General features: G+C 47.0%; 24 protein-coding genes, 2 tRNA genes and 1 other annotated feature. Of the genes, 24 read left to right on the top strand and 2 right to left on the bottom strand.

The window, feature by feature from the left end:
• Nucleotides 1-42: 42 nt before the first annotated feature.
• Nucleotides 43-1,272, top strand: coding sequence for an aspartate kinase (locus HWY38_RS14780; protein ID WP_224182121.1), 1,230 nt, complete (start codon nucleotides 43-45; stop codon nucleotides 1,270-1,272).
• 46 nt (nucleotides 1,273-1,318) lie between these two features.
• Here HWY38_RS14780 and HWY38_RS14785 read toward each other — a convergent pair whose 3' ends face one another.
• Nucleotides 1,319-1,765, bottom strand: a complete 447-nt coding sequence (locus tag HWY38_RS14785; RefSeq protein WP_007612940.1) for a YslB family protein — start codon at nucleotides 1,763-1,765, stop codon at nucleotides 1,319-1,321.
• A gap of 296 nt (nucleotides 1,766-2,061) precedes the next feature.
• On the opposite strand from HWY38_RS14785, the gene sdhC reads away from it, so the two are divergent.
• From sdhC to HWY38_RS14855, 14 genes are all read left to right on the top strand, one after another.
• Entirely contained in the window at nucleotides 2,062-2,670 is a 609-nt protein-coding gene (gene sdhC, locus HWY38_RS14790; RefSeq protein WP_224182122.1) for a succinate dehydrogenase cytochrome B558, read from the top strand.
• A gap of 33 nt (nucleotides 2,671-2,703) precedes the next feature.
• Nucleotides 2,704-4,464 (top strand): succinate dehydrogenase flavoprotein subunit, encoded by a 1,761-nt coding sequence (gene sdhA, locus HWY38_RS14795; RefSeq protein WP_003152573.1) that lies wholly within the window; start codon nucleotides 2,704-2,706, stop codon nucleotides 4,462-4,464.
• A 2-nt stretch (nucleotides 4,465-4,466) separates the two neighbouring features.
• Nucleotides 4,467-5,225, top strand: coding sequence for a succinate dehydrogenase iron-sulfur subunit (sdhB, locus tag HWY38_RS14800; protein WP_003152575.1), 759 nt, complete (start codon nucleotides 4,467-4,469; stop codon nucleotides 5,223-5,225).
• A gap of 59 nt (nucleotides 5,226-5,284) precedes the next feature.
• A complete protein-coding gene (locus tag HWY38_RS14805) occupies nucleotides 5,285-5,722 on the top strand; it encodes an acyl-CoA thioesterase (protein WP_007612938.1) in 438 nt (145 codons plus the stop codon).
• Between the two features lie 120 nt (nucleotides 5,723-5,842).
• Nucleotides 5,843-6,067, top strand: coding sequence for a spore germination transcription factor GerE (gerE, locus tag HWY38_RS14810; RefSeq protein WP_003152579.1), 225 nt, complete (start codon nucleotides 5,843-5,845; stop codon nucleotides 6,065-6,067).
• Between the two features lie 184 nt (nucleotides 6,068-6,251).
• Nucleotides 6,252-6,692 (top strand): MarR family winged helix-turn-helix transcriptional regulator, encoded by a 441-nt coding sequence (locus tag HWY38_RS14815; protein ID WP_003152580.1) that lies wholly within the window; start codon nucleotides 6,252-6,254, stop codon nucleotides 6,690-6,692.
• Between the two features lie 7 nt (nucleotides 6,693-6,699).
• Nucleotides 6,700-7,515, top strand: a complete 816-nt coding sequence (gene racE, locus HWY38_RS14820; protein WP_224182123.1) for a glutamate racemase — start codon at nucleotides 6,700-6,702, stop codon at nucleotides 7,513-7,515.
• Between the two features lie 110 nt (nucleotides 7,516-7,625).
• Nucleotides 7,626-8,711 (top strand): GerMN domain-containing protein, encoded by a 1,086-nt coding sequence (locus tag HWY38_RS14825; RefSeq protein ID WP_014418573.1) that lies wholly within the window; start codon nucleotides 7,626-7,628, stop codon nucleotides 8,709-8,711.
• Nucleotides 8,712-8,820: 109 nt separating this feature from the next.
• Nucleotides 8,821-9,558, top strand: coding sequence for a ribonuclease PH (rph, locus tag HWY38_RS14830; RefSeq protein ID WP_007612934.1), 738 nt, complete (start codon nucleotides 8,821-8,823; stop codon nucleotides 9,556-9,558).
• Between the two features lie 11 nt (nucleotides 9,559-9,569).
• Nucleotides 9,570-10,166: an XTP/dITP diphosphatase gene (locus HWY38_RS14835; protein WP_153014829.1), complete on the top strand. Its 597-nt coding sequence runs from the start codon at nucleotides 9,570-9,572 to the stop codon at nucleotides 10,164-10,166.
• 15 nt (nucleotides 10,167-10,181) lie between these two features.
• On the top strand, nucleotides 10,182-10,691 hold the full coding sequence (locus HWY38_RS14840; protein WP_038459402.1) for a YfcE family phosphodiesterase: 510 nt from the start codon (nucleotides 10,182-10,184) through the stop codon (nucleotides 10,689-10,691).
• Between the two features lie 112 nt (nucleotides 10,692-10,803).
• A tRNA-Arg gene (locus tag HWY38_RS14845) sits at nucleotides 10,804-10,877 on the top strand.
• A 122-nt stretch (nucleotides 10,878-10,999) separates the two neighbouring features.
• Nucleotides 11,000-11,073 (top strand) — tRNA-Arg (locus HWY38_RS14850).
• A gap of 250 nt (nucleotides 11,074-11,323) precedes the next feature.
• A complete protein-coding gene (locus HWY38_RS14855; RefSeq protein ID WP_190664469.1) occupies nucleotides 11,324-11,509 on the top strand; it encodes a hypothetical protein in 186 nt (61 codons plus the stop codon).
• Between the two features lie 39 nt (nucleotides 11,510-11,548).
• On the opposite strand, the gene HWY38_RS14860 is transcribed toward HWY38_RS14855, so the two are convergent.
• On the bottom strand, nucleotides 11,549-11,899 hold the full coding sequence (locus HWY38_RS14860; protein ID WP_020954258.1) for a hypothetical protein: 351 nt from the start codon (nucleotides 11,897-11,899) through the stop codon (nucleotides 11,549-11,551).
• A 422-nt stretch (nucleotides 11,900-12,321) separates the two neighbouring features.
• Nucleotides 12,322-12,573 (top strand) — a binding site (T-box leader).
• A gap of 119 nt (nucleotides 12,574-12,692) precedes the next feature.
• On the opposite strand from HWY38_RS14860, the gene ilvB reads away from it, so the two are divergent.
• The 9 genes from ilvB (at nucleotide 12,693) to tig (ending at nucleotide 23,340) form a co-directional block, all read left to right on the top strand.
• Nucleotides 12,693-14,417 carry an acetolactate synthase large subunit gene (ilvB, locus tag HWY38_RS14865; protein WP_224182124.1) on the top strand — a complete coding sequence of 575 codons (1,725 nt, stop codon included), beginning with the start codon at nucleotides 12,693-12,695 and terminating at the stop codon, nucleotides 14,415-14,417.
• Nucleotides 14,414-14,932 carry an acetolactate synthase small subunit gene (gene ilvN, locus HWY38_RS14870; protein ID WP_003152598.1) on the top strand — a complete coding sequence of 173 codons (519 nt, stop codon included), beginning with the start codon at nucleotides 14,414-14,416 and terminating at the stop codon, nucleotides 14,930-14,932. The genes ilvB and ilvN overlap by 4 nt, the downstream gene beginning before the upstream one ends.
• A gap of 22 nt (nucleotides 14,933-14,954) precedes the next feature.
• On the top strand, nucleotides 14,955-15,983 hold the full coding sequence (gene ilvC / locus HWY38_RS14875) for a ketol-acid reductoisomerase (RefSeq protein ID WP_224182125.1): 1,029 nt from the start codon (nucleotides 14,955-14,957) through the stop codon (nucleotides 15,981-15,983).
• The gene (locus HWY38_RS14880) at nucleotides 15,970-17,526 is read left to right on the top strand and encodes a 2-isopropylmalate synthase (protein WP_007612906.1); all 1,557 of its coding nucleotides are present in this window, start codon (nucleotides 15,970-15,972) and stop codon (nucleotides 17,524-17,526) included. Before ilvC ends, HWY38_RS14880 begins: the two co-directional genes overlap by 14 nt.
• A gap of 20 nt (nucleotides 17,527-17,546) precedes the next feature.
• A complete protein-coding gene (leuB, locus tag HWY38_RS14885; protein ID WP_014418560.1) occupies nucleotides 17,547-18,644 on the top strand; it encodes a 3-isopropylmalate dehydrogenase in 1,098 nt (365 codons plus the stop codon).
• Nucleotides 18,645-18,693: 49 nt separating this feature from the next.
• Nucleotides 18,694-20,112, top strand: coding sequence for a 3-isopropylmalate dehydratase large subunit (leuC, locus tag HWY38_RS14890; RefSeq protein WP_165409501.1), 1,419 nt, complete (start codon nucleotides 18,694-18,696; stop codon nucleotides 20,110-20,112).
• Between the two features lie 15 nt (nucleotides 20,113-20,127).
• The gene (gene leuD, locus HWY38_RS14895; RefSeq protein ID WP_007408146.1) at nucleotides 20,128-20,727 is read left to right on the top strand and encodes a 3-isopropylmalate dehydratase small subunit; all 600 of its coding nucleotides are present in this window, start codon (nucleotides 20,128-20,130) and stop codon (nucleotides 20,725-20,727) included.
• 117 nt (nucleotides 20,728-20,844) lie between these two features.
• Nucleotides 20,845-21,849: a DNA damage checkpoint antagonist DdcA gene (gene ddcA / locus HWY38_RS14900; protein WP_012118117.1), complete on the top strand. Its 1,005-nt coding sequence runs from the start codon at nucleotides 20,845-20,847 to the stop codon at nucleotides 21,847-21,849.
• 216 nt (nucleotides 21,850-22,065) lie between these two features.
• Nucleotides 22,066-23,340: a trigger factor gene (gene tig, locus HWY38_RS14905; protein ID WP_224182126.1), complete on the top strand. Its 1,275-nt coding sequence runs from the start codon at nucleotides 22,066-22,068 to the stop codon at nucleotides 23,338-23,340.
• The last annotated feature ends 237 nt before the right edge of the window (nucleotides 23,341-23,577 follow it).

The following is a 23,577-nucleotide window of genomic DNA, read 5'->3' on the forward strand; positions in this document are numbered from 1 at the left end:
TCTCCTCACCCGCACGAACCAAAATGTAAAGGGTGGTCTAGTATGGGTCTTATCGTACAAAAATTCGGAGGCACTTCCGTCGGCTCTGCCGAAAAAATTCAAAATGCTGCAAATCGCGCCATTGCTGAAAAGCAAAAAGGCCATGATGTCGTAGTCGTCGTTTCGGCAATGGGAAAATCAACCGACGCGCTCGTTAACCTCGCGGCTGAAATCACATCTGAACCAAGCAGACGCGAGATGGATATGCTTTTGTCTACGGGAGAGCAGGTCACAATTTCGCTTTTGGCCATGGCGCTTCAGGAAAAAGGATATGACGCCGTCTCTTATACGGGCTGGCAGGCGGGTGTCCGCACGGAAGCCGTTCACGGTAATGCGAGAATTACGGATATTGATATCACGGCGATTCGTTCGCAGCTTGCAGAAGGCAAAATTACAGTCGTTGCCGGTTTTCAGGGCGTAACGGAAGACGGAGGCATCACGACGCTCGGACGGGGCGGTTCCGATACGACGGCGGTCGCTCTTGCAGCAGCGCTGGAAGCGGATAAATGCGACATTTATACAGATGTTCCGGGCGTATTTACGACAGATCCGCGGTATGTCCGGTCAGCGAGAAAACTGGTGGGAATTTCTTATGATGAAATGCTGGAGCTTGCAAATCTAGGAGCGGGTGTTCTTCACCCGCGGGCGGTTGAGTTCGCGAAAAACTACCAAGTGCCTTTGGAAGTGCGGTCAAGCACGGAACATGAAGCTGGAACATTAATTGAGGAGGAATCATCAATGGAGCAGAATTTAATCGTCAGAGGAATTGCATTTGAAGACCAGATCACGAGGGTGTCCGTTACAGGCCTTGCAAGCGGATTGACAACACTTTCAACAATCTTCACCGCGCTGGCAAAACGAAACATCAACGTTGACATTATTATTCAGACACAGTCGGACGATGGGGAAGCGGATATTTCTTTCTCGGTGAAAACGGAAGATGCCGCGCAAACGGTCGCCGTGCTTGAAGAATATAAAAACGCGCTTGACTATGAAAAAATTGAAACCGAAAGAAAACTGGCGAAAGTCTCCATTGTCGGGTCGGGCATGGTTTCAAATCCCGGCGTCGCCGCGGACATGTTTGCCGTACTGGCGGAAAAAAATGTACAAGTCAAAATGGTGAGCACATCTGAAATAAAAGTATCAGCGGTTGTCAGCGAAAATGATATGGTGAAAGCGGTCGAAGCGCTTCATGATGCGTTTGAGCTTTCTAAACAGCCGTCTGCCGTATAAACGGGCAGGCAAAAAGGCGGGACTTGGAGTCACCGCCTTTTTTCAATTATACAGGGTCCTTCATATCCCATTTTACGGTCAGGACGACTTTATCCGCTCTCTTTTTTACCTGTTCATAAGATTCTGCAATCTGATCGTTCATCAATTGAATCTGTTCGGCTATAAAACCGGCTTCAAGCTGAAAACAAGGCTCTTTCTGATGTTTGAGCCTGCTGGATACTAGCGGTCCTTCCAGTTCGAATTCCAGTTCTTGTTTTTTTGATCCTGCGTTTGTCAAAGTTCCCCAGCCGGCTTTTTCAAAAAAGGCGGGGATTTCTTCCCACGATTGAAGAGGAAATTTGCGGGCGAGGCGTTTTCCCGCCCAATACATCATGGATGAATGCTCCGGGCCGAGGATATCCGGAAGCACGATTTCCCGGATTAATTCGTAGCCGTATGCGCTGACGTCGAGTTCAGTTAAAGGTTCTAAAGCTGCTTCATAATTATTCTTCATATTATGTATTCCCCTCTCTCCTTCGTTTATTATAGCTTAAACATAGGGGAGGATTACAGGATGATCCTATAAAACACGCGAAAAAATGTGAGAAAGATATCGCAGGAAAATAAAATTTTCCCTCCAGATAATCAATTCCGAAAATTATAATTTATGTACACGTTTTCTTGACGCCCTTTTGAGGGAGGAGTAAAATGAAATTGTCAATAAATTTTAATAAAGTGCTTACAATTGAAACGAAGTGGGGGCAGAGATTTTAGTACATTTCGCACTTAAATCAAACAGGGGGTAAAGTAATGTCTGGGAACAGAGAGTTTTATTTTCGAAGATTGCATTCCTTGCTCGGTGTTATTCCGGTCGGCATCTTTTTGATCCAGCATTTAGTCGTCAACCAATTTGCCGCAAGGGGAGCGGATGCGTTTAACAAGGCGGCCGGCTTTATGGACAGTCTGCCGTTCAGGTATGCGTTAGAAATTTTTATTATTTTCTTACCTTTAATTTATCATGCGGTTTACGGTGTGTACATAGCATTTACTGTGAAAAACAACGCTGGCCACTACAGTTATTTCAGAAACTGGATGTTTGTGCTTCAGCGTGTCACTGGTATTCTCACCCTTATTTTCGTCAGCTGGCATGTATGGCAGACGCGGATTGCCGCGCAGATGGGCGCTGAAGTCAACTTCGATATGATGGCGAATATTCTGAGCTCGCCGTTTATGCTCGGTTTTTACATTGTAGGCGTTTTATCGGTCATTTTCCACTTTTCAAACGGCTTATGGTCTTTTGCGGTCACATGGGGGATCACGGTCACGCCGCGTTCTCAAAGAATTTCGACTTACGTGACGCTGATTATATTTTTAGCGCTTTCATACGTAGGTTTAAAAGCGATTTTTGCGTTTGTGTAAGAGAACTAGATTACTAGAGGGAGAGGGGCTATCATGAGTCAATCAAGCATTATCGTAGTCGGCGGGGGTCTTGCCGGCCTCATGGCGACAATTAAAGCAGCGGAATCAGGCACGGCCGTTAAATTGTTTTCCATCGTTCCGGTCAAACGCTCTCACTCGGTCTGCGCGCAGGGCGGGATAAACGGAGCTGTCAACACAAAAGGGGAAGGAGACTCTCCGTTTGAGCATTTTGATGACACGGTATACGGAGGCGACTTTTTGGCAAACCAGCCTCCTGTAAAAGCGATGTGTGAAGCGGCGCCGTCCATTATTCACTTATTGGACCGCATGGGGGTTATGTTTAACAGAACGCCGGAAGGGCTCTTGGACTTCCGCCGTTTCGGGGGTACACAGCATCACAGAACCGCATACGCGGGAGCGACGACGGGTCAGCAGCTTCTTTACGCACTGGACGAGCAGGTGCGCAGATATGAAGTGGCGGGTCTCGTCACAAAATACGAAGGCTGGGAATTCCTCGGCGCCGTTCTTGACGATGAGCGCACGTGCCGCGGTATCGTAGCCCAAAATCTGACCAATATGCAAATCGAGTCATTCCGTTCTGACGCCGTTATTATGGCGACGGGAGGACCTGGAATCGTATTCGGAAAATCAACAAACAGCATGATCAACACGGGATCTGCCGCATCAATCGTTTATCAGCAGGGCGCTTATTATGCAAACGGCGAATTTATCCAAATTCACCCGACAGCAATCCCGGGGGACGATAAACTGCGTCTGATGAGTGAATCGGCGCGCGGCGAGGGCGGAAGAGTCTGGACGTACAAAGACGGAAAACCTTGGTACTTCCTTGAGGAAAAATATCCGGCTTACGGAAACCTCGTGCCGCGGGATATTGCGACACGTGAAATCTTTGACGTGTGCGTGAATCAGAAACTCGGCATCAACGGTGAAAACATGGTGTATCTCGATCTGTCGCACAAAGATCCGAAAGAGCTTGACGTTAAGCTTGGCGGCATTATCGAAATCTATGAAAAATTCATGGGTGATGACCCGCGCAAGCTTCCGATGAAAATTTTCCCTGCCGTTCACTATTCAATGGGCGGACTGTGGGTTGATTATGATCAGATGACAAGCATCCGCGGACTGTTCGCAGCGGGTGAATGTGATTATTCAATGCACGGAGGAAACCGTTTAGGGGCGAACTCTCTGCTTTCCGCCATCTACGGAGGAATGGTGGCCGGACCGAATGCGGTGAAATATGTTTCCGGACTTGAAACATCAGCGGAAGACCTGTCTTCTTCATTATTTGATTCCTATGTGAAAAAAGAAGAAGAAAAATGGGCCGATATCATGAAGATGGACGGCGACGAAAATGCTTACGTGCTTCACCGTGAGCTCGGAGAATGGATGACGGCCAACGTCACGGTGGTCCGCCACAACGACAAGCTTTTGAAAACGGATGACAAAATCCAAGAGCTGATGGAACGCTTTAAGAAAATCAATATCAACGATACGACAAAATGGAGCAACCAAGGGGCGATGTTCACCCGCCAGTTCTCCAATATGCTTCAGCTTGCCAGAGTCATCACGCTCGGCGCATATAACCGAAATGAAAGCCGGGGAGCGCACTATAAACCGGATTTCCCTGAAAGAAATGACGATGAGTGGCTCAAAACGACGATGGCTAAACATGCCGGTCCGTTTGAAGCTCCGGAATTTGAATATCAGGATGTCGATGTATCACTGATTGCGCCCCGTAAACGCGACTACTCGAAGAAGAAGGTGGCGAAATAATCATGAGTGAGAAAAAGATACGGTTTATCATTACACGTCAGGATACGCCCGAAAGCGCGCCATACGATGAAGAATTCGAAATCAATTACCGCCCGAATCTGAACGTGATTTCCGCCCTGATGGAAATCCGCAGAAATCCCGTGAATGCAAAAGGAGAGAAAACCACTCCGGTCGCATGGGACATGAACTGTCTTGAAGAAGTATGCGGCGCCTGCTCCATGGTCATCAATGGGAGACCTCGCCAGTCATGCACGGCGCTGATTGATAAGCTGGAACAGCCGATCCGTCTGAAGCCGATGAAAACATTCCCGGTTGTCCGTGACCTTCAGGTTGACCGCAGCAGAATGTTTGATTCACTGAAAAAAGTGAAAGCATGGGTGCCGATTGACGGAACTTACGATTTGGGGCCGGGGCCGAGAATGCCGGAAAAACGCCGCCAGTGGGCATATGAATTGTCTAAATGCATGACATGCGGCGTCTGCCTCGAAGCCTGCCCGAACGTCAACAGCAAGTCGAAATTCATGGGGCCTGCCCCGATGTCGCAAGTCCGTCTGTTTAACGCTCATCCGACGGGCGCGATGAACAAAGCAGAACGTTTAGAAGCTTTAATGACAGACGGCGGCCTCGGAGATTGCGGGAATTCACAAAACTGTGTTCAATCCTGCCCGAAAGGCATTCCGCTTACGACTTCAATCGCTGCTTTGAACAGAGATACCAATTTACAAGCATTCCGTAATTTCTTCGGAAGCGACAGAGTATAAGAAAGAGAAAAAGAGCCTCTTCCGCACGGGAGAGGTTCTTTTATAAGGAGCTGAAGGTGATGAAACAACCGCAATATATTGATATCCCGTTTGAAGAATGGAGACAGTCGTTTTCTTTCTTTACTGAAGTATCGGTTCGTTTTTCAGAAACGGATATGTTCGGCCATATGAATAATGTAACCCCTTTCATCTATTTTGAAGAAGCCCGGATCGCTTATTTTAAACAGCGAGGCATGACGGCGCAAAACTCGGAAACGATGACCGTCGTCGCAAGCCAGCAGTGCGACTATATGCGTCAGGTGATGCCGTATGAAAATCTGCGGATTTATGTGAAAGCAAGTGCTGCCGGAAATGCGTCCGTCACCCTTCATTACCTTGGAGAAAATGAGTCGGGCCTCCCGTGCTTTACAGGTTCCGTCGTTATGGTTCAAGTGTCGAAGGAAAGCGGCAAAGCGGTCAGCTGGACGGAGCGGGAGAAAGGCATTCTGCTCGCCTGAACGGATAACTATTTCTCTAAGAGACGTCACCTCCGAAGCGCCCTTTACATATGATATCTTGACTATATAAACCCATTCGTTTCAGATTCGCTCTCACCTTAGCAAGGAGGGTTACAATACTTGAAGGAGAAAGATTTTCAATCAAAGCCGCTGCTGACCAAAAGAGAAAGAGAAGTATTCGAATTGCTCGTTCAAGACAAGACAACAAAGGAAATTGCAAGCGAGCTATTTATCAGTGAAAAAACTGTACGGAATCACATTTCAAATGCCATGCAGAAGTTAGGTGTGAAAGGGCGTTCGCAAGCTGTTGTCGAGCTTCTTAGAATGGGTGAGCTAGAGCTCTGATTCTTGCCGGTTTTCCTTCTTTTCGAGAAGGAGCCGGTTATTTGCGTTGGCGCCCGGGCTGATGGGCATGCGGTAAAATCCCGGTTTTCCTTTTTCTCCGTCAGTCTTGCATTTTCTTAAAAAAAGAAGGAAAATAGACACGGAGCGCATAGCCCAGAAAGATCCTTGAGTGAGGGATGGACAAATGACATCAAAATCTGTAGAGCATGTTGCGGATATCGAAAAATCACTCCGCCATATCGCTGCGATTATTAAACAAAAAGGAAGAGAAATCCTTAACCAATATGCAATTACACCGCCGCAATTCGTGGGGCTTCAATGGCTTTATGAATTGGGGGATATGACAATAGGCGAATTATCAGGCAAAATGTATTTGGCTTGCAGCACGACGACGGATCTGATAGACCGCATGGAAAAAAATAAGCTTGTCGAGCGGGTCAAAGACCCGGCTGACAGACGGGTCGTCAGAATTCATCTTCTCGCTGAAGGAGAGCGCATTATCCAAGAAGTGATTTTGAAAAGACAGGCTTATTTGCGGGATATGTTTGCGACATTTTCCGAAGAAGAAACAGCCGCTTTCGAAAAATCATTATTGAAACTGCAGCATGAAATGAAAAGAAAATGAGGCGATTTTGTTGGAACAGCCGATAGGAGTCATTGATTCCGGGGTTGGCGGGTTAACCGTTGCTAAGGAAATCATGAGACAGCTACCGAAGGAAAATATCATCTATGTGGGAGATACAAAACGCTGCCCGTACGGCCCGCGTCCTGAAGAAGAAGTTCTTCAATACACGTGGGAAATGACCGATTACCTGCTGGAAAACCACCATATCAAAATGCTCGTGATCGCCTGCAATACGGCCACGGCCATTGCCTTGGAGGATATTCAGCGCAAAACGGATATTCCGGTTGTCGGCGTCATTCAGCCGGGTGCAAGAACGGCGATAAAGGTCACGAAAAACCAGCATATCGGCGTCATCGGCACGGTCAATACCATTAAAAGCAGAGCGTATGAGCAGGCGCTGCTCGGGTTAAACGCAGAACTTCAAGTTGAGAACACGGCTTGTCCGCTGCTCGTGCCGTTTGTGGAAAGCGGACGGTTTCTTCAGGAATCAGCGGAGGAAGCGGTTGAAGCATCGCTTGAGCCTTTAAAAGGTACATCAATTGACACCTTGATTTTAGGATGTACGCATTATCCGATTTTAAAAGATCCGATTCAGAACTATATGGGAGAGCATGTGAAAATCATTTCCTCCGGAGACGAGACGGCGAGAGAAGTGAGCACCATCTTGTCTTATAAAGGTTTGTTAAACCAATCGAAACATGCACCGGAGCATCAATTTCTTACAACTGGAGAGCGGAACGGCTTCGCAAAAATTGCCGAAGACTGGTTCGGCCACGAAATCGGCCATGTCGAGTGCATCTCCCTTCAAGAGCCGGTCAGATAATAAATCAAAAAAACCCCGCTGTTTACGGCGGGTTTTTTTGCGCTTCCCGGTCTATTTCCCGGACAGGGCTCGTATACATCATAGTACAAACAGCCTTAGGAGGGAAAAGTATGCTGAAAAAAGGACCTGCAGTCATTGCTGCAACATGTCTTACTTCGGCTTTTGTGTTATCTGGATGCGGTTTGTTTCAATCCGATAAAACAGCCGGGGAAATTGACCCGCCTCAAGACATTTCATATGTAAAGGATGAAGCGGGAATTCAGGCAAAACCAAAGCAGTCAGAGAAAAACGGCACTTCTAAAGCCGACCAGCCGGCCAATACAGTCATGCGAGAGCTGTACCTGATTGATAAAAACGGCTATGTCGCAGCACAGACACTGCCTCTTCCGAACAGTGAGGGAACCGCAAAGCAGGCCCTTGAGTATTTGGTTCAGGGAGGGCCTGTGTCAGAAATCCTGCCGAACGGCTTCAGAGCGGTGCTCCCTGCGGATACGACGGTAAATGTCGATATTAAAAAAGACGGCACTGCCGTCGCTGATTTTTCGAAGGAATTTAAAAACTATAAAAAAGAAGACGAACAAAAAATCCTGCAATCGATTACATGGACGCTTACCCAATTCAGCTCAATAGATAAAGTCAAAATCAGAATCAACGGGCACGAGCTGAAAGAAATGCCTGTGGGCGGCACGCCGATTACGGGCGACTTAAGCAGAAAAGACGGGATTAATATTGAAACGGCCGGAGTGAATGATCTGACAGACACCCACCCGCTGACTGTATATTATCTGGCGGAAACAGAGACGAGCGAATACTACGTGCCTGTCACAAAGCGGATTGACAATTCGGAAACAAATGACATCACCGCTGCCGTTGAACAGCTCGCCGACGGACCGGGCAAAGCAAGCGGGCTTTTGACGGACTTTAATAACGATGTTAAACTTCTCAGCAAGCCGAAAGTGAAAGACGGCCAGGTTACACTGGACTTTAACAGCTCCATTTACGGAAGCGCCGACGAAAAAACAAAAATGGTATCATCGGGCGTACTGGACAGCATCGTTCTCACGTTAACCGAACAGCCGTCGATCAAAAGTGTTTCTATAAAAGTAAACGGAAAATCAGAACTGGTGAATGAAAAAGGAGAATCCCTTTCAAAACCTGTTTCGAGGCCGTCACAAGTGAATACGGGTAGTTTTTAATTTGCGATTTTTGATATACTAGTAAAAAAGAGGTTAGCGTTCCGGCTGCCTCTTTCTTTATTCACAATCCGGAACAAAAGGTTTATGTACATATAATCGGAGGTAAAATATGAGACACGACGGAAGACAGCACGATGAGCTGCGCCCTATCACATTTGATTTGGATTTTATCACTCACCCGGAAGGCTCTGTTTTAATTACAGCGGGAAATACGAAGGTCATCTGTAATGCATCTGTGGAAGACCGGGTGCCGCCATTTTTACGCGGCGGAGGAAAAGGTTGGATCACAGCGGAATACAGTATGCTTCCCCGCGCGACGAATCAAAGAACGATAAGAGAATCTTCAAAAGGAAAGGTCTCTGGCAGAACGATGGAAATTCAGCGGCTGATCGGGCGCGCGCTCCGGGCCGTCGTTGATTTGGAGAAGCTCGGCGAACGGACGATCTGGATCGACTGTGACGTCATTCAAGCTGACGGCGGAACAAGAACGGCTTCCATTACGGGCGCCTTCTTGGCAATGGCCATTGCGATCGGCAAACTCGTAAAAAGCGGCGTTATCAAAACCTCTCCTGTGACAGATTATCTCGCGGCCATTTCTGTCGGGATGGATAAAGAAGAAGGCCTTCTTTTGGATCTGAATTATGAAGAGGATTCGGCGGCTGAAGTCGACATGAATATTATCATGACGGGAAGCGGACGTTTTGTAGAGCTTCAAGGGACGGGCGAAGAAGCCACATTCTCCCGCGAAGATTTAAACGGACTGTTAAGCCTTGCTGAAAAAGGAATCCAGACGCTTATTCAAAAGCAAAAAGAAGTGCTGGGAGAAACATTGCCTGAACTGAAATAAGAAAGAGAGGCCTGATCACCGTGAAAGAAGCCATTATTGCGACACACAATCAGGGAAAAGTGAAAGAATTCAAGGAAATACTCGAACCGAAAGGCTACAGCGTCTCTTCTTTGGCGGAAATCGGATTTACGGAAGAAATTGAAGAAACCGGACATACCTTTGAAGAAAACGCCATCTTAAAAGCGGAAGCCGTGGCAAAAGCCGTAAACAAAATGGTCATTGCAGACGACTCCGGTTTATCGGTGGACAACCTTGGAGGCAGACCGGGCGTTTATTCAGCCCGTTATGCCGGAGAAGCAAAAGATGATAAGGCGAATATGGACAAGGTGCTGTCAGAATTAAAAGGCATCGAAAAAGAGCAGCGCACGGCCCGTTTCCGCTGCGCCCTTGCCGTCAGCATGCCGGGGCAGGAAACAAAAACGGTCGAAGGTCATGTTGAAGGGTATATTGCGGAAGGACCCAAGGGGGATAACGGGTTCGGCTATGATCCCATTTTTATTGTAAAAGATAAAGATAAAACCATGGCCCAGCTGACAAGCGCTGAGAAAAACAAAATCAGCCACAGGGCTGAGGCGCTCAAGAAACTGTCAAAGCTGCTTGATTCATAAGGGGGAGCGTATGCAATGAAAGTGCTGATAATAAGTGACAGTCACGGCCTTGAAGACGAGCTGGAGACGATTGCAAAGCGGCACGAAGACGAAGCGGATCTGATGATTCATTGCGGTGATTCAGAGCTTGACGCCGCACATCCGGCGCTTACGCCATATCACACGGTAAAAGGCAATTGCGACTTTGGCGGCGGGTTTCAGGATGAACTCCTTCTGGACGCCGGTTCAAAGAAAATTCTGGCCGTTCACGGGCATCTTCACGGCATTAAACAGTCACTTTTAACTGTTTTTTACCGGGCGGAAGAGCTTGGGGCGGATATCGTCTGCTTCGGCCATTCACATATTGCCGGGAGTGAAGTGCTCCGGGGCAAGCTTTTGATTAATCCGGGCAGCATCCGTCTTCCGAGAGTCCGCAATGTGAAAAGCTATGCCATTCTTACTCTTACAGAAAGAGAAGGCGCCGTGACATTTTACGACGAAACGGGTCGGGAATTGAAGGACTTGGGGAATACAATCAGTTTTTAAAAAGTGATGGGGAGATTTCATTCTTCCCCATCAAAAGTTTTTAAAAAAATATTGACTTATGATTTGAACCTGTATATAATAAATCTTGTCGCTGATACATAAAGCAAAAGCTGTCCCAGTAGCTCAGCTGGATAGAGCAACGGCCTTCTAAGCCGTCGGTCGGGAGTTCGAATCTCTCCTGGGACGTACAAAAAAAGAGCTGGTGACATCAGAGTGAAAACTGATGCCGCTGGCCTTTTTTATCGGATGACTATATTGTCAATTCGCTGATATCATGGTAAAATGATCAGCAGATATTTGTTTTTCATGTCCCAGTAGCTCAGCCGGATAGAGCAACGGCCTTCTAAGCCGTCGGTCGGGAGTTCGAATCTCTCCTGGGACGTATAAAAAACCTCAAGCCCTGACAATGGGTTTGAGGTTTTTTTGTATTTTATTTTTTATTTTACGAAACAAAAGTTCCGTATTTGATGAAAATTGTAAAGTAATTTTAATATAAATGAAACTTAATGTAATATTTACCGTAATAAATATATGTATAAAGATACTTAAGGCGCCCTTGAGTGATAAATTATCTAATTTATATCATGTGTTTTGTCGATTGATGATAGAAAGACAGCAGGAGGAATTAGCTTTTGAAGTACGCATTTGCATATAAAAATCACAATATAGAAACGATCTTTTGCGGAAAAGACGAGCTGTTTGAGGAACTGAAACAATTTTTAATCACTCAATGCGGTTTAATCATTGTAGAGGTTTCAAGGGCTGATTACGATACGGAGCAGGAAATGAATCAATGGAATGACCGTTATACTTTGTGAATATGAAAAGAAACCGGCCGTGTGAGACCGGGTTTTGTATCATCTGAATCCGCTCGGAGCGCTGAAGCCCCCGGCATGGCCGCTGAAACCGCCCCCGAGCGCGCCGGGATGGGCCCCTGCGCCGAGGCTTCCGCCGACGTCACTGAAGGTTTGGCCGTAGTACCCGGATGTATAAGGGTATGGGACGAATTGCTGTCCGGCAAATGACAGCGTGCTTTGCGGGGTTTGCTGTCCGTATCCGGATGACGGGAATCCCTGCTGAAAAGAAGGGCCGCCTTGATATGGTGCTGTATGCATCGGGGCCGGGGGATAATAAGACTGCGGCGGTAAGACCGGTAAAGGCGGAAATCCAGGAGGCAGGCCCTGCATACCTGATAACATCTTATTCATGACATCACTCATTTCTTACGAGATAAGAACAGTGTATGCGTATATCTGTATAAAGAGCCTGTTCAATCGAACGGAATATCTGACAAGCATGCCGGAAGGACAGAGAAAAAACGTGTAATAAAATGTGACATATTCGTATATGAACGGAAAAATTTCATGTAATCTTGAGAGATTAATAAAAAAATGATAAAAACTTTTAATATTTACAGATCCCTTTGTACCAGTAATGAAAGCGTATACAAAGTAGATTGATTAATCTAAATTGTCTAATAATTATAAAAATGCTGTTGACACTGTCTGCAAACGGGCGTAATATGAGTTCAAACAAAAATAAATAAATGATTCACGCTAAAAAGAAAAATCATAAAACACTGAAAAAACAAACAAAAGAAGGTTCTTTTTTAATAAAAGAGCTGCCATAATAAAAAGCGCAGAAGAGGATAAGTAGCTTTGCTGAAGTTTTTCACAGAGAGCCGGTAACGCTGAGAGCCGGTAAAACAAATCAAAGTGAACTCCCCTCAGAGTGCCGGTCTGAAATATGAAGAGTAGGACTCGGCCGAGTGAACGCAATGTTTACTCGTTATCAAAACGGATATTCATTATCCATGAGACGGTCTGCATATGACCGTAAACAAGGGTGGTACCGCGGAGAGCAAAGCCTTTTCGCCCCTTTTGGCTATCGCATGAAATGCTTGGCTGAATGTGGGTGGGAAGGCTTTTTTATTTGCGTCAGCCGGCGCTGCGTTTTATGAATTGGATTTTAGAAGGGAACATTGAAAAGGAGGAACTGAAAATGGGCACAAATGTACAGGCGGATACTATGTCTGCCGATTGTACAAAGACAATGAACGGGGCTCTGATGCTGATTGAATCATTAAAGAAAGAAAAAGTCGAAATGATCTTCGGATATCCGGGGGGAGCCGTTCTTCCGATTTACGATAAGCTTTATCAATCAGGATTGGTTCACATCCTGCCCCGGCACGAGCAAGGCGCGATTCATGCGGCAGAAGGGTATGCGAGAGTCTCCGGAAAGCCGGGGGTTGTGATTGCTACCTCCGGGCCCGGAGCGACAAATTTAGTTACCGGTCTTGCGGATGCGATGATTGATTCATTGCCGCTCGTAGTGTTTACCGGCCAGGTGGCCACTTCGGTCATCGGCAGCGACGCTTTCCAGGAAGCCGACATTTTAGGAATTACGATGCCGATTACGAAACACAGTTACCAAGTCCGCCGTCCGGAAGATCTCCCCCGTGTGATTAAAGAGGCGTTCCATATCGCCACGACGGGAAGACCGGGCCCGGTGTTAATTGATATACCGAAGGATGTCGCAGCATTTGAAGGAGAGTTCAGATATGATTACGAGATCAGCCTTCCGGGTTATCAGCCGGTAAAAGAGCCTAACTATCTGCAGATCCGAAAGCTCGTGGAAGCTGTCAGCAGTGCGAAAAAGCCGGTTATTTTAGCCGGAGCGGGTGTTTTGCACGGTAAAGCTTCAGAAGATTTAAAAAATTATGTCGAACAGCAGCAAATTCCGGTAGCGCACACGCTCCTCGGTCTGGGCGGTTTCCCGGCAGACCATCCTCTCTTTCTGGGGATGGCGGGGATGCACGGCACATACACAGCGAACATGGCGCTTTACCACTGTGACTTGCTGATCAGCATCGGAGCGCGGTTCGATGATCGTGTGACCGGAAATCTGCAGCATTTTGCAAAATCGGCCAAAGTAGCGCATATCGATATTGATCCTGCTGAAATCGGGAAAATTATTGAAACGCAGATTCCGGTGGTCGGCGACAGTAAAATCGTCCTTCAGGAATTATTGAAGCAAAACGGAAAACAGGGACAGACAGAGGAATGGAAACAGCAGCTTTCAGAATGGAAAGAAGAATATCCGCTTTGGTATACAGACAACAGAGAAGAGGGCTTGAAACCCCAAAAGCTGATTGAGTATATTCACCAGTTTACAAACGGTGAGGCGATTGTGGCGACGGATGTCGGCCAGCACCAGATGTGGGCGGCTCAGTTTTATCCTTTCCGAAAGGCTGATAAGTGGGTGACCTCGGGAGGGCTCGGCACAATGGGCTTCGGGCTTCCGGCGGCTATCGGAGCGCAGCTGGCCGATCGTAACGCCACGGTCGTTGCCATCCTCGGAGACGGCGGTTTTCAGATGACCCTTCAGGAATTAGATGTCATCCGGCAGCTGAATCTTCCTGTCAAAGTGGTTATCTTGAACAACGAATGTCTGGGCATGGTCAGACAGTGGCAGGAAATCTTCTATGAAGAACGCTATTCTGAATCCAAATTCTCGGCGCAGCCTGACTTTGTCAAATTGTCAGAAGCCTACGGCATTAAAGGCGTCCGGATTTCATCGGAAGAAGAGGCGGAAGAAGAGCTTAAAAAGGCGCTTTCATCAAAAGAACCGGCCGTTATTGACGTCCGGGTCGCCAAAAGCGAGAAAGTATTCCCGATGATTGCGCCGGGTAAAGGACTTCATGAAATGGTGGGGGTGAAACCTTGAAACGCATTATCACATTAACGGTGGTCAATCGCTCGGGAGTATTAAACCGGATCACCGGCCTGTTTACAAAAAGACACTATAATATCGAAAGCATCACTGTAGGCCACACGGAAACAAGCGGTGTTTCAAGGATTACATTTGTCGTCCATGTGGAAGGCGAAAATGACGTAGAGCAGCTGACAAAGCAGCTTAACAAACAAATTGACGTCCTGAAAGTGACGGATATTACAAACCAATCGATTGTACAGCGTGAGCTTGCACTGATTAAAGTTGTTTCCGCACCGTCGGCCAGAACGGAAATCAATGGAATCATTGAGCCGTTCAGAGCTTCCGTCGTTGATGTCTCAAGAGACAGCATCGTCGTTCAGGTTACCGGCGAATCTAATAAAATCGAAGCGCTCATAGAGCTTCTCAAACCTTACGGCATTAAAGAAATCGCGAGAACGGGCACAACGGCTTTTGCAAGGGGAACCCAGCAGAAGGCGTCATCCAATAAAACAATTTCAATTGTATAACACAAAAAAGGGAGAGATTAAAATGGTAAAAGTATATTATAACGGTGATATCAAAGAGAACGTATTGGCGGGTAAAAAAGTAGCGATTATCGGTTACGGTTCACAAGGTCATGCACACGCGCTGAACTTAAAAGAAAGCGGAATTGATGTCATTGTCGGCGTCAGACAAGGCAAATCATTTACACAGGCCCAAGAAGACGGTCATAAAGTCTTTTCGGTAAGAGAAGCGGCTGCCCAGGCTGATATCATTATGGTTCTTCTTCCGGATGAACAGCAGCAAAAAGTATATGAAGCTGAAATCAAAGATGAATTGACGGCGGGCAAGTCATTGGTATTCGCACACGGATTTAACGTCCATTTCCATCAGATCGTGCCTCCAGCTGATGTAGATGTCTTCCTTGTCGCTCCTAAAGGGCCGGGACACCTTGTCAGAAGAACATATGAACAAGGCGCAGGCGTACCGGCATTGTTTGCCATCTATCAGGATGTATCAGGTGAAGCGAAAGATACGGCTCTTGCTTATGCAAAAGGAATCGGCGGAGCGCGTGCGGGCGTTCTTGAAACAACATTTAAGGAAGAAACGGAAACGGATTTGTTCGGTGAGCAGGCTGTTCTGTGCGGAGGTTTAACGGCGCTTGTCAAAGCGGGTTTTGAAACGCTGACAGAAGCCGGCTACCAGCCTGAACTCGCATACTTCGAGTGTCTGCACGAACTGAAGCTGATCGTAGACTTGATGTATGAAGAAGGATTGGCGGGTATGAGATACTCTATCTCTGATACGGCTCAATGGGGAGATTTTGTATCAGGGCCTCGCGTAGTCGATGCGAAGGTAAAAGAATCGATGAAACAAGTATTAACGGATATTCAAAACGGTACATTCGCGAAAGAATGGATCGTGGAAAACCAAGTGAACCGTCCTCGCTTCAATGCGATCAATGCAAGCGAAAACGAGCATCAGATTGAAAAGGTCGGCAGACAGCTTCGTGGAATGATGCCGTTTGTTAAACAAGGCAAAAAGAAGGAAGCGGTGGTCTCCGTTGCGCAAAATTAATGTTTTCGACACGACCCTTCGTGACGGTGAACAATCCCCCGGGGTCAACCTCAATTCCCGGGAGAAACTGGCGATAGCCAAGCAGCTTGAAAGACTCGGGGTGGACATTATTGAAGCGGGATTTCCCGCTTCATCCCGAGGTGATTTTTTAGCCGTGCAGGAAATCGCAAGAACGATTAAAAATTGTTCGGTAACAGGGCTTGCCCGATCTGTCAAAGGTGACATCGACGCAGCCTGGGAAGCGCTGAAAGACGGGGCCAGCCCGCGGATTCACATCTTTATCGCCACCTCTGACATTCATCTGAAGCATAAGCTGAAAATGACGCGGGAAGAGGTTAAGGAAAAAGCGGTTGAAATGGTGAAGTATGCAAAAGAACGCTTTCCGATCGTTCAATGGTCAGCAGAAGACGCATGCCGCACCGAACTCCCGTTTCTGGCTGAAATCGTGGAAAAAGTGATTGATGCCGGCGCGAGCGTCATCAACCTGCCGGACACTGTAGGTTACCTGACGCCGGCTGAATACGGAAACATCTTTAAATATATGAAGGAACACGTTCCGAATATCAGCCGGGTAAAGCTCTCAGCCCATTGCCACGATGATCTCGGAATGGCGGTTGCCAACTCACTTTCGGCAATTGAGAACGGCGCTGATCAAATTGAATGCGCCATTAACGGCATAGGAGAAAGAGCCGGGAACGCCGCGCTAGAGGAAATCGCCGTTGCGCTTCATGTCAGAAATGACGCGCATCAAGCCGATTCATCTCTCAATCTTCATGAATTGAAGCGGACGAGTGATCTTGTCAGCAAACTGACGGGCATGGCCGTTCCCCGCAACAAAGCGATCGTCGGAGATAACGCTTTCGCACATGAGTCGGGTATTCACCAAGACGGTTTCCTGAAAGAAAAATCAACATATGAAATCATCTCACCGGAACTTGTCGGCGTGACTGCTGATGCGCTCGTACTCGGAAAGCATTCCGGGCGCCACGCGTTCAAAGACCGCCTGAATACGCTTGGATTCCAGTTTGATAGTGATGAAATCAATAAATATTTTACGATGTTTAAAGAACTGACCGAAAAGAAAAAAGAAATCACTGATGATGACCTGATTTCTCTTATTTTAGAAGAAAAAGTGACGGACAAAAAAATCGGCTATGAATTTTTGTCTCTGCAAGTGCATTACGGGACGTCTCAGGTGCCGACTGCAACAGTCTCTTTAAAAAATCAGGAAAACGAACAGCTGATGCAAGAGGCGGCAACGGGGGCGGGCAGCGTAGAAGCCGTTTATAATACGCTCGGGCGCTGCATCGATAAAAATATTGAACTGACAGACTACCGCATCCAATCCAACCGGAAAGGCGAAGACGCGCTGGCTCAGGTTTACGTCAGAGTGACCGTGAACGGAAAAGAATCATCAGGGCGGGGAATCGCGCAGGATGTTTTGGAAGCTTCTGCAAAAGCATATTTGAACGCCGTGAACCGGCAATTGGTGCTGGATTGCAATATAGACGGATTAAAGAGACAGACTGCGGTCGGCTCGTAATAGAAAGGAGAACGTTTGATTTGAAAAAACGCATTGCTTTGCTTCCCGGTGACGGAATCGGACCGGAAGTGGCGGAATCAGCGGCAGATGTATTGAAAAGCGTTGCCGAACAATTCGGACATGAATTTGAATTTGAAAACGGACTGATCGGGGGAGCGGCCATTGACGCCCATCAAAACCCCCTTCCTGAGGAGACGGTGGCTCTTTGTGAAAGATCCGACGCCATCCTGCTCGGGGCAGTCGGCGGACCGAAATGGGACCAAAATCCTCCGGAGCTCAGACCGGAAAAGGGCCTGCTCGGCATCAGAAAAAAACTCGGCCTGTTTGCCAATCTGCGTCCTGTGACCGTATTTGAAAGCTTGTCTGAGGCGTCTCCGCTGAAAAAAGAATATATCAGCGGCGTCGACTTTGTAATCGTCAGGGAACTGACGGGCGGCCTCTACTTCGGAGAACCGAGCAGACAGTATGTCAATGAAGCGGGAGAAAAGGAAGCGGTCGATACCCTTTTTTATAAGAAAGAAGAAATCGAACGCGTTGTCAGAGAAGCTTTTAAGATGGCTGCCGGCAGAAAAGGAAAAGTGACGTCCGTTGATAAGGCGAATGTGCTTTCTTCAAGCAGGCTGTGGCGGGAAACAGCGGATGAAATCGCAAAAGAATTTCCTGACGTGACGCTTGAACATATGCTTGTCGATAATGCTGCGATGCAGCTCATCTACGCTCCGAGCCAATTTGACGTCATCGTAACTGAGAATATGTTCGGCGATATTTTAAGCGATGAAGCCTCCATGCTGACAGGCTCACTTGGCATGCTGCCGTCAGCCAGTTTATCAAGTTCAGGTCTTCACTTGTTTGAACCCGTGCATGGATCTGCGCCTGACATCGCCGGTAAAGGGATGGCCAATCCGTTTGCGGCGATTTTATCAGCGGCGATGCTTTTGAGAACATCTTTCGGGCTTGAAAACGAAGCTCAGGCGGTGGAAAAGGCGGTCGCAAAGGTGCTTGCAGACGGCAGTCGTACACGTGATATCGCCCGGGACGGCCAATATGCCGGAACGCATGACATTACTGAAAAAGTAAAAGCCGCATTAGCCGGCTCGAATACAAAATCTATAGTGTGACGCTTTAAAGAAAGCGGTCTTAGTTCATAGGTAGAGGGAGGAAACAAAGATGATGCCTCGAACAATCATCGAAAAGATTTGGGATCGGCATGTTGTAAAAAGCGGTGAAGGAAAACCCGACCTTCTCTATATTGATCTGCACCTAATTCATGAGGTGACGTCTCCTCAGGCGTTTGAAGGGTTAAGGCAGAAGGGAAGAAAGGTCAGACGGCCGCAGAACACATTCGCGACGATGGACCACAATATTCCGACCGTCAACCGTTTTGACATTAAAGATGAAGTCGCAAAGCGCCAAGTAACCGCGCTTGAACGGAATTGCGAGGAGTTCGGCGTCCGTCTTGCGGATCTTCACAGCGCAGACCAGGGGATCGTTCACGTAGTCGGACCTGAGCTTGGTCTGACACTACCGGGGAAAACGATCGTTTGCGGAGACAGCCATACATCGACTCACGGCGCGTTCGGAGCGCTTGCCTTCGGTATCGGCACAAGTGAGGTGGAACATGTTCTTTCCACACAGACATTATGGCAGCAGCGGCCGAAAACGCTTGAAATCCGCGTTGACGGAACGCTCCAAAAAGGAGTGACCGCGAAGGATGTCATCTTGTCGGTCATCGGAAAATACGGGGTGAGATTCGGTACCGGATATGTCATTGAATACACCGGGGAAGTATTCAGAAACATGTCTATGGACGAACGCATGACCGTCTGCAATATGTCAATAGAAGCGGGAGCACGGGCGGGACTGATCGCTCCAGATGACACGACGATTGAATATTGTAAAAACCGTAAATACGCGCCAAAAGGCGAAGAATTTGAAAAAGCCGCCGCAGAATGGAAAGCGTTAAAAACCGATCCGGGGGCCGTATACGATCATTCCATCGTGTTAGACGGCAGCGAGATTTCTCCAATGGTAACATGGGGCGTCAATCCCGGCATGGTTCTCCCGGTCGATGCCCAAATACCGGCGCCGGAAACGATTGATTCTGAAGACGGTAAAAAAGAAGCCATCCGCGCGTACGAATACATGGGAATCTCACCGAATCAAAAAATTGAAGATATTAAAGTCGAGCATGTGTTTATCGGCTCCTGTACAAATTCGCGGATGACCGATCTTCGCCAGGCTGCGGATATGATCAAAGGCCGAAAAGTCGCCGACAGCGTCAGAGCCATTGTGGTGCCGGGTTCTCAAAGCGTGAAACAGCAGGCCGAAGAAGAAGGGCTGCACCGCGTGTTTCTCGAGGCCGGGTTTGAATGGAGAGAATCAGGCTGCAGCATGTGCCTCAGTATGAACAATGATGTTGTGCCTGAAGGGGAACGATGCGCTTCCACTTCCAACCGCAACTTCGAAGGCAGACAGGGAAAAGGCGCGAGAACACACCTTGTCAGTCCGGCGATGGCGGCAATGGCAGCCATTCACGGGCATTTCGTCGATGTAAGAAAGTTTTATCAAGAAAAAACAGTTGTGTAAGGAGTGCGCGAAAAGATGGAACCTTTAAAAACGCATACGGGAAAAGCGGCTGTCTTAAACCGGATCAACGTCGATACGGACCAGATTATTCCGAAACAGTTTTTGAAAAGAATTGAAAGAACAGGATACGGCAGATTCGCGTTTTTTGATTGGAGATACCTTGAGAACGGTGAGCCTGATCCTGAATTTGAATTAAATCGCAAAGTCTATGAAGGCGCGTCCATATTAATTGCCGGAGAGAATTTCGGCTGCGGATCATCCCGTGAGCACGCTCCTTGGGCGCTGGATGATTACGGCTTCAAAATCATCATTGCTCCGTCATTTGCCGATATTTTTCATCAAAACTGTTTTAAAAACGGTATGCTTCCCATCCGTATGCCGTATGATCAGTGGAAAAAACTCGCCGGTCAATATGAAAATCAGTCTCTTAACATGACGGTTGACTTGGAAAACCAGCTCATTCACGACAGTGAAGGAAAAGAGATTTCATTTGAAGTCGATCCTCACTGGAAGGAAATGCTGATAAACGGCTATGATGAAATTTCATTAACGCTTCTGCTGGAAGACGACATACAGCAGTTTGAATCGAAAAGAAGTTCATGGCTTCAAGCCTGAAAAAAGCCGACCGGCATCTGTCCGGCGGCTTTTTTTACCGTGCGCGCCATCCTTTCTTGTGTTTCCTGACGCGTGTTGATACACTTGAAAAAAATAGCGCCTGAAAGGAAATAAAGTATGACGCATGACAAGAAAAAAGCTGATATCATTCCTTTCCCCCGTCTGAAAGAACGCTTGGTTGATAAAGGGATGGCCGCCATGAAGGATAAACAGTATCAGGAGGCCCTCGAACTGTTCTCAGAGGCGGTAAGCCACGGCGATACCGAGTCCGACGTACATTTAGGCATGGCGATTTGTTTTCTGGAACTCGGGGAATTGGAAGAAGCAAAACAAGTTTGCGAGAAAATGCTGAATGAAGGGTACGGCCATTATTTCACCGTACTGCAGGTGTACATGACCATTTTAATTCAGCTGAAACAATATGAAGAAGTCAAAAGCACAATTGAAGCTGTGCTGGAAGAAAACCAGCTGCCCGCAGAAAGTGCGGAGCAATTCTACCGGCTGCTCGAATTCAGCCGCAAAATGACCGATCCCGACCAGCAGGATGAAGCGTGGGAGGAGGAATACGAGGACATTCTTGATGCGGAAAAAGTGCTGAACAGCCCCGCTGAACAAATGAATCTGATTCATTCTCTCAAAGACCGCAATATTGCAAAATACACGGGTCTCTTAAAAACGATTCTTCAAGATCCGGGCGCGCATCCGCTTATCAAGACGATGATTTTGACGCTGATGGCGGAGCATGACTACAGCAAGCCGGTTCATATTACAAAATTCGGCGATTCAATGACCGCGGTTCCGAGTGAAACGGTTCAGCCTGATGCGGCTCCGATTTTGCATCGCGTTCTCCGGGTGCTTGATGAAACGCTCGGCAATGAAAACCCTACATTATACGCTGCCGTCGAGGAGCTGTGGAGAAGGCATCTGTACGTCCTGCACCCTTTTATGCCGAAGTTTTTGAACGCAGATTTATGGGCGGCGGCGCTTCATAAGGTCGGTTACGAGATGCACGGTATTGACATTGAGCCGGAGGAACTTCATATGATGTACGAGTTTGACAGCCGCGAACTTGAAGAAGCCTGCACGATGATTAAGGATATTGAAGAAATTTCTTATTTGTAAATCACACCATATAGTTGAAAGCGGTAGGCGTTATGTTATAATATAGTGGTTGTATTTATGTATAGCGGTTTAACTGAAATGAGAATTACGGTTGGACAGGCTGCCAGTTCATTACATAATGATTCTGATTCAAAGCGGTTTTTTCTTTGACAAAGCCGCGTATTGCTTTAGAATGGAAGACCGACACAACCTGAATAGATTTTTGGAGGGAAACACATGTCTGTAAAATGGGAAAAACAAGAAGGCAACGAAGGCGTATTAACGGTTGAAGTTGATGCGGATACGTTCAAAACAGCTCTTGATGATGCATTTAAAAAAGTAGTAAAACAGGTTTCTATTCCTGGATTCCGCAAAGGGAAAGTTCCCCGCGGTTTATTCGAACAGCGTTTCGGCGTTGAAGCTCTTTACCAGGATGCTTTAGATATTTTACTTCCTGTAGAATACCCTAAAGCGGTTGAAGAAGCCGGCATTGAGCCTGTAGACCGCCCTGAAATCGATGTTGAAAAAATCGAAAAAGGCGAAAGCTTGATTTTCACTGCAAAAGTGACTGTAAAACCGGAAGTGAAACTTGGCGACTACAAAGGCTTAGGAATCGAAAAAGATGACACTGCCGTTACTGACGAAGATGTACAAAACGAACTTAAAGCGCTTCAAGAGCGTCAGGCTGAGCTTGTCGTGAAAGAAGAAGGCGCTGTTGAAAACGGCGATACAGTCGTTCTTGACTTCGAAGGTTTCGTTGACGGCGAAGCGTTTGAAGGCGGAAAAGCTGAGAACTACTCACTTGAAGTAGGATCAGGTTCATTCATCCCGGGCTTCGAAGAACAGTTAACAGGCCTTGAAGCAGGCGCTGAAAAGGATGTTGAAGTAACATTCCCTGAAGAGTACCACGCTGAAGAGCTTGCTGGAAAACCAGCTGTTTTCAAAGTGAAAATTCATGAAATCAAAGCGAAAGAGCTTCCTGAGCTTAACGACGAATTCGCAAAAGACATTGACGAAGAAGTTGAAACGCTTGCTGAATTAACTGAGAAAACAAAAAAACGCCTTGAAGAAGCAAAAGAAAACGAAGCTGACGCTAAATTGCGTGAAGAGCTTGTTCTGAAAGCATCTGAAAACGCTGAAGCTGATGTTCCTCAAGCGATGATCGACACTGAGCTTGACCGCATGCTGAAAGAATTCGAACAGCGTCTGCAAATGCAAGGCATGAACCTTGAGCTTTACACTCAATTCTCAGGCCAAGACGAAAACGCGTTAAAAGAGCAAATGAAAGAAGATGCCGCAAAACGCGTAAAATCAAACCTGACTCTTGAAGCGATCGCTCAAGTTGAAAACCTTGAAGTAACAGACGAAGAAGTTGAAGCTGAGCTGACTAAAATGGCTGAAGCTTACAACATGCCGGTTGAAAACATCAAGCAGGCAATCGGTTCAACTGACGCGATGAAAGAAGATTTAAAAGTTCGAAAAGCAATTGATTTTCTTGTAGAAAACCGTTAATATGGTTCATAATAATAGACATAATAAAACAGGGCGCGATTAATTCGTGCCTTGTTTTGTACAATTATGATATAACTCTTTTTCTTGGGGCAAGATAGTCATTGCCGGGCTGTTTTTCGTCATACATATAGAATGTGCAAGTGCGAAACACATTGTTACCGTCTTACTGGAAAGTATGGTAAAATGCAATACATACTCGATCGTAGCAAGAACCGTTTTCTTTTGCCCTTCAGGTAA

Source organism: Bacillus sp. KS1, assembly GCF_020075515.1.
GTDB classification, from domain to species: domain Bacteria; phylum Bacillota; class Bacilli; order Bacillales; family Bacillaceae; genus Bacillus; species Bacillus velezensis.

Bases quoted from the DNA above. Each gene is read 5' to 3' on its own strand.
- tig (WP_224182126.1), top strand. From the start codon at position 22,066: ATGTCTGTAAAATGGGAAAAACAAGAAGGCAACGAAGGCGTATTAACG.
- HWY38_RS14840 (WP_038459402.1), top strand. From the start codon at position 10,182: ATGAAAGTGCTGATAATAAGTGACAGTCACGGCCTTGAAGACGAGCTG.
- HWY38_RS14825 (WP_014418573.1), top strand. From the start codon at position 7,626: ATGCTGAAAAAAGGACCTGCAGTCATTGCTGCAACATGTCTTACTTCG.
- ddcA (WP_012118117.1), top strand. From the start codon at position 20,845: ATGACGCATGACAAGAAAAAAGCTGATATCATTCCTTTCCCCCGTCTG.
- HWY38_RS14780 (WP_224182121.1), top strand. From the start codon at position 43: ATGGGTCTTATCGTACAAAAATTCGGAGGCACTTCCGTCGGCTCTGCC.
- rph (WP_007612934.1), top strand. From the start codon at position 8,821: ATGAGACACGACGGAAGACAGCACGATGAGCTGCGCCCTATCACATTT.
- HWY38_RS14805 (WP_007612938.1), top strand. From the start codon at position 5,285: ATGAAACAACCGCAATATATTGATATCCCGTTTGAAGAATGGAGACAG.
- sdhA (WP_003152573.1), top strand. From the start codon at position 2,704: ATGAGTCAATCAAGCATTATCGTAGTCGGCGGGGGTCTTGCCGGCCTC.
- HWY38_RS14815 (WP_003152580.1), top strand. From the start codon at position 6,252: ATGACATCAAAATCTGTAGAGCATGTTGCGGATATCGAAAAATCACTC.
- ilvC (WP_224182125.1), top strand. From the start codon at position 14,955: ATGGTAAAAGTATATTATAACGGTGATATCAAAGAGAACGTATTGGCG.
- HWY38_RS14860 (WP_020954258.1), bottom strand. From the start codon at position 11,899: ATGAATAAGATGTTATCAGGTATGCAGGGCCTGCCTCCTGGATTTCCG.
- ilvB (WP_224182124.1), top strand. From the start codon at position 12,693: ATGGGCACAAATGTACAGGCGGATACTATGTCTGCCGATTGTACAAAG.
- HWY38_RS14785 (WP_007612940.1), bottom strand. From the start codon at position 1,765: ATGAAGAATAATTATGAAGCAGCTTTAGAACCTTTAACTGAACTCGAC.
- leuD (WP_007408146.1), top strand. From the start codon at position 20,128: ATGGAACCTTTAAAAACGCATACGGGAAAAGCGGCTGTCTTAAACCGG.
- leuC (WP_165409501.1), top strand. From the start codon at position 18,694: ATGATGCCTCGAACAATCATCGAAAAGATTTGGGATCGGCATGTTGTA.
- sdhB (WP_003152575.1), top strand. From the start codon at position 4,467: ATGAGTGAGAAAAAGATACGGTTTATCATTACACGTCAGGATACGCCC.
- sdhC (WP_224182122.1), top strand. From the start codon at position 2,062: ATGTCTGGGAACAGAGAGTTTTATTTTCGAAGATTGCATTCCTTGCTC.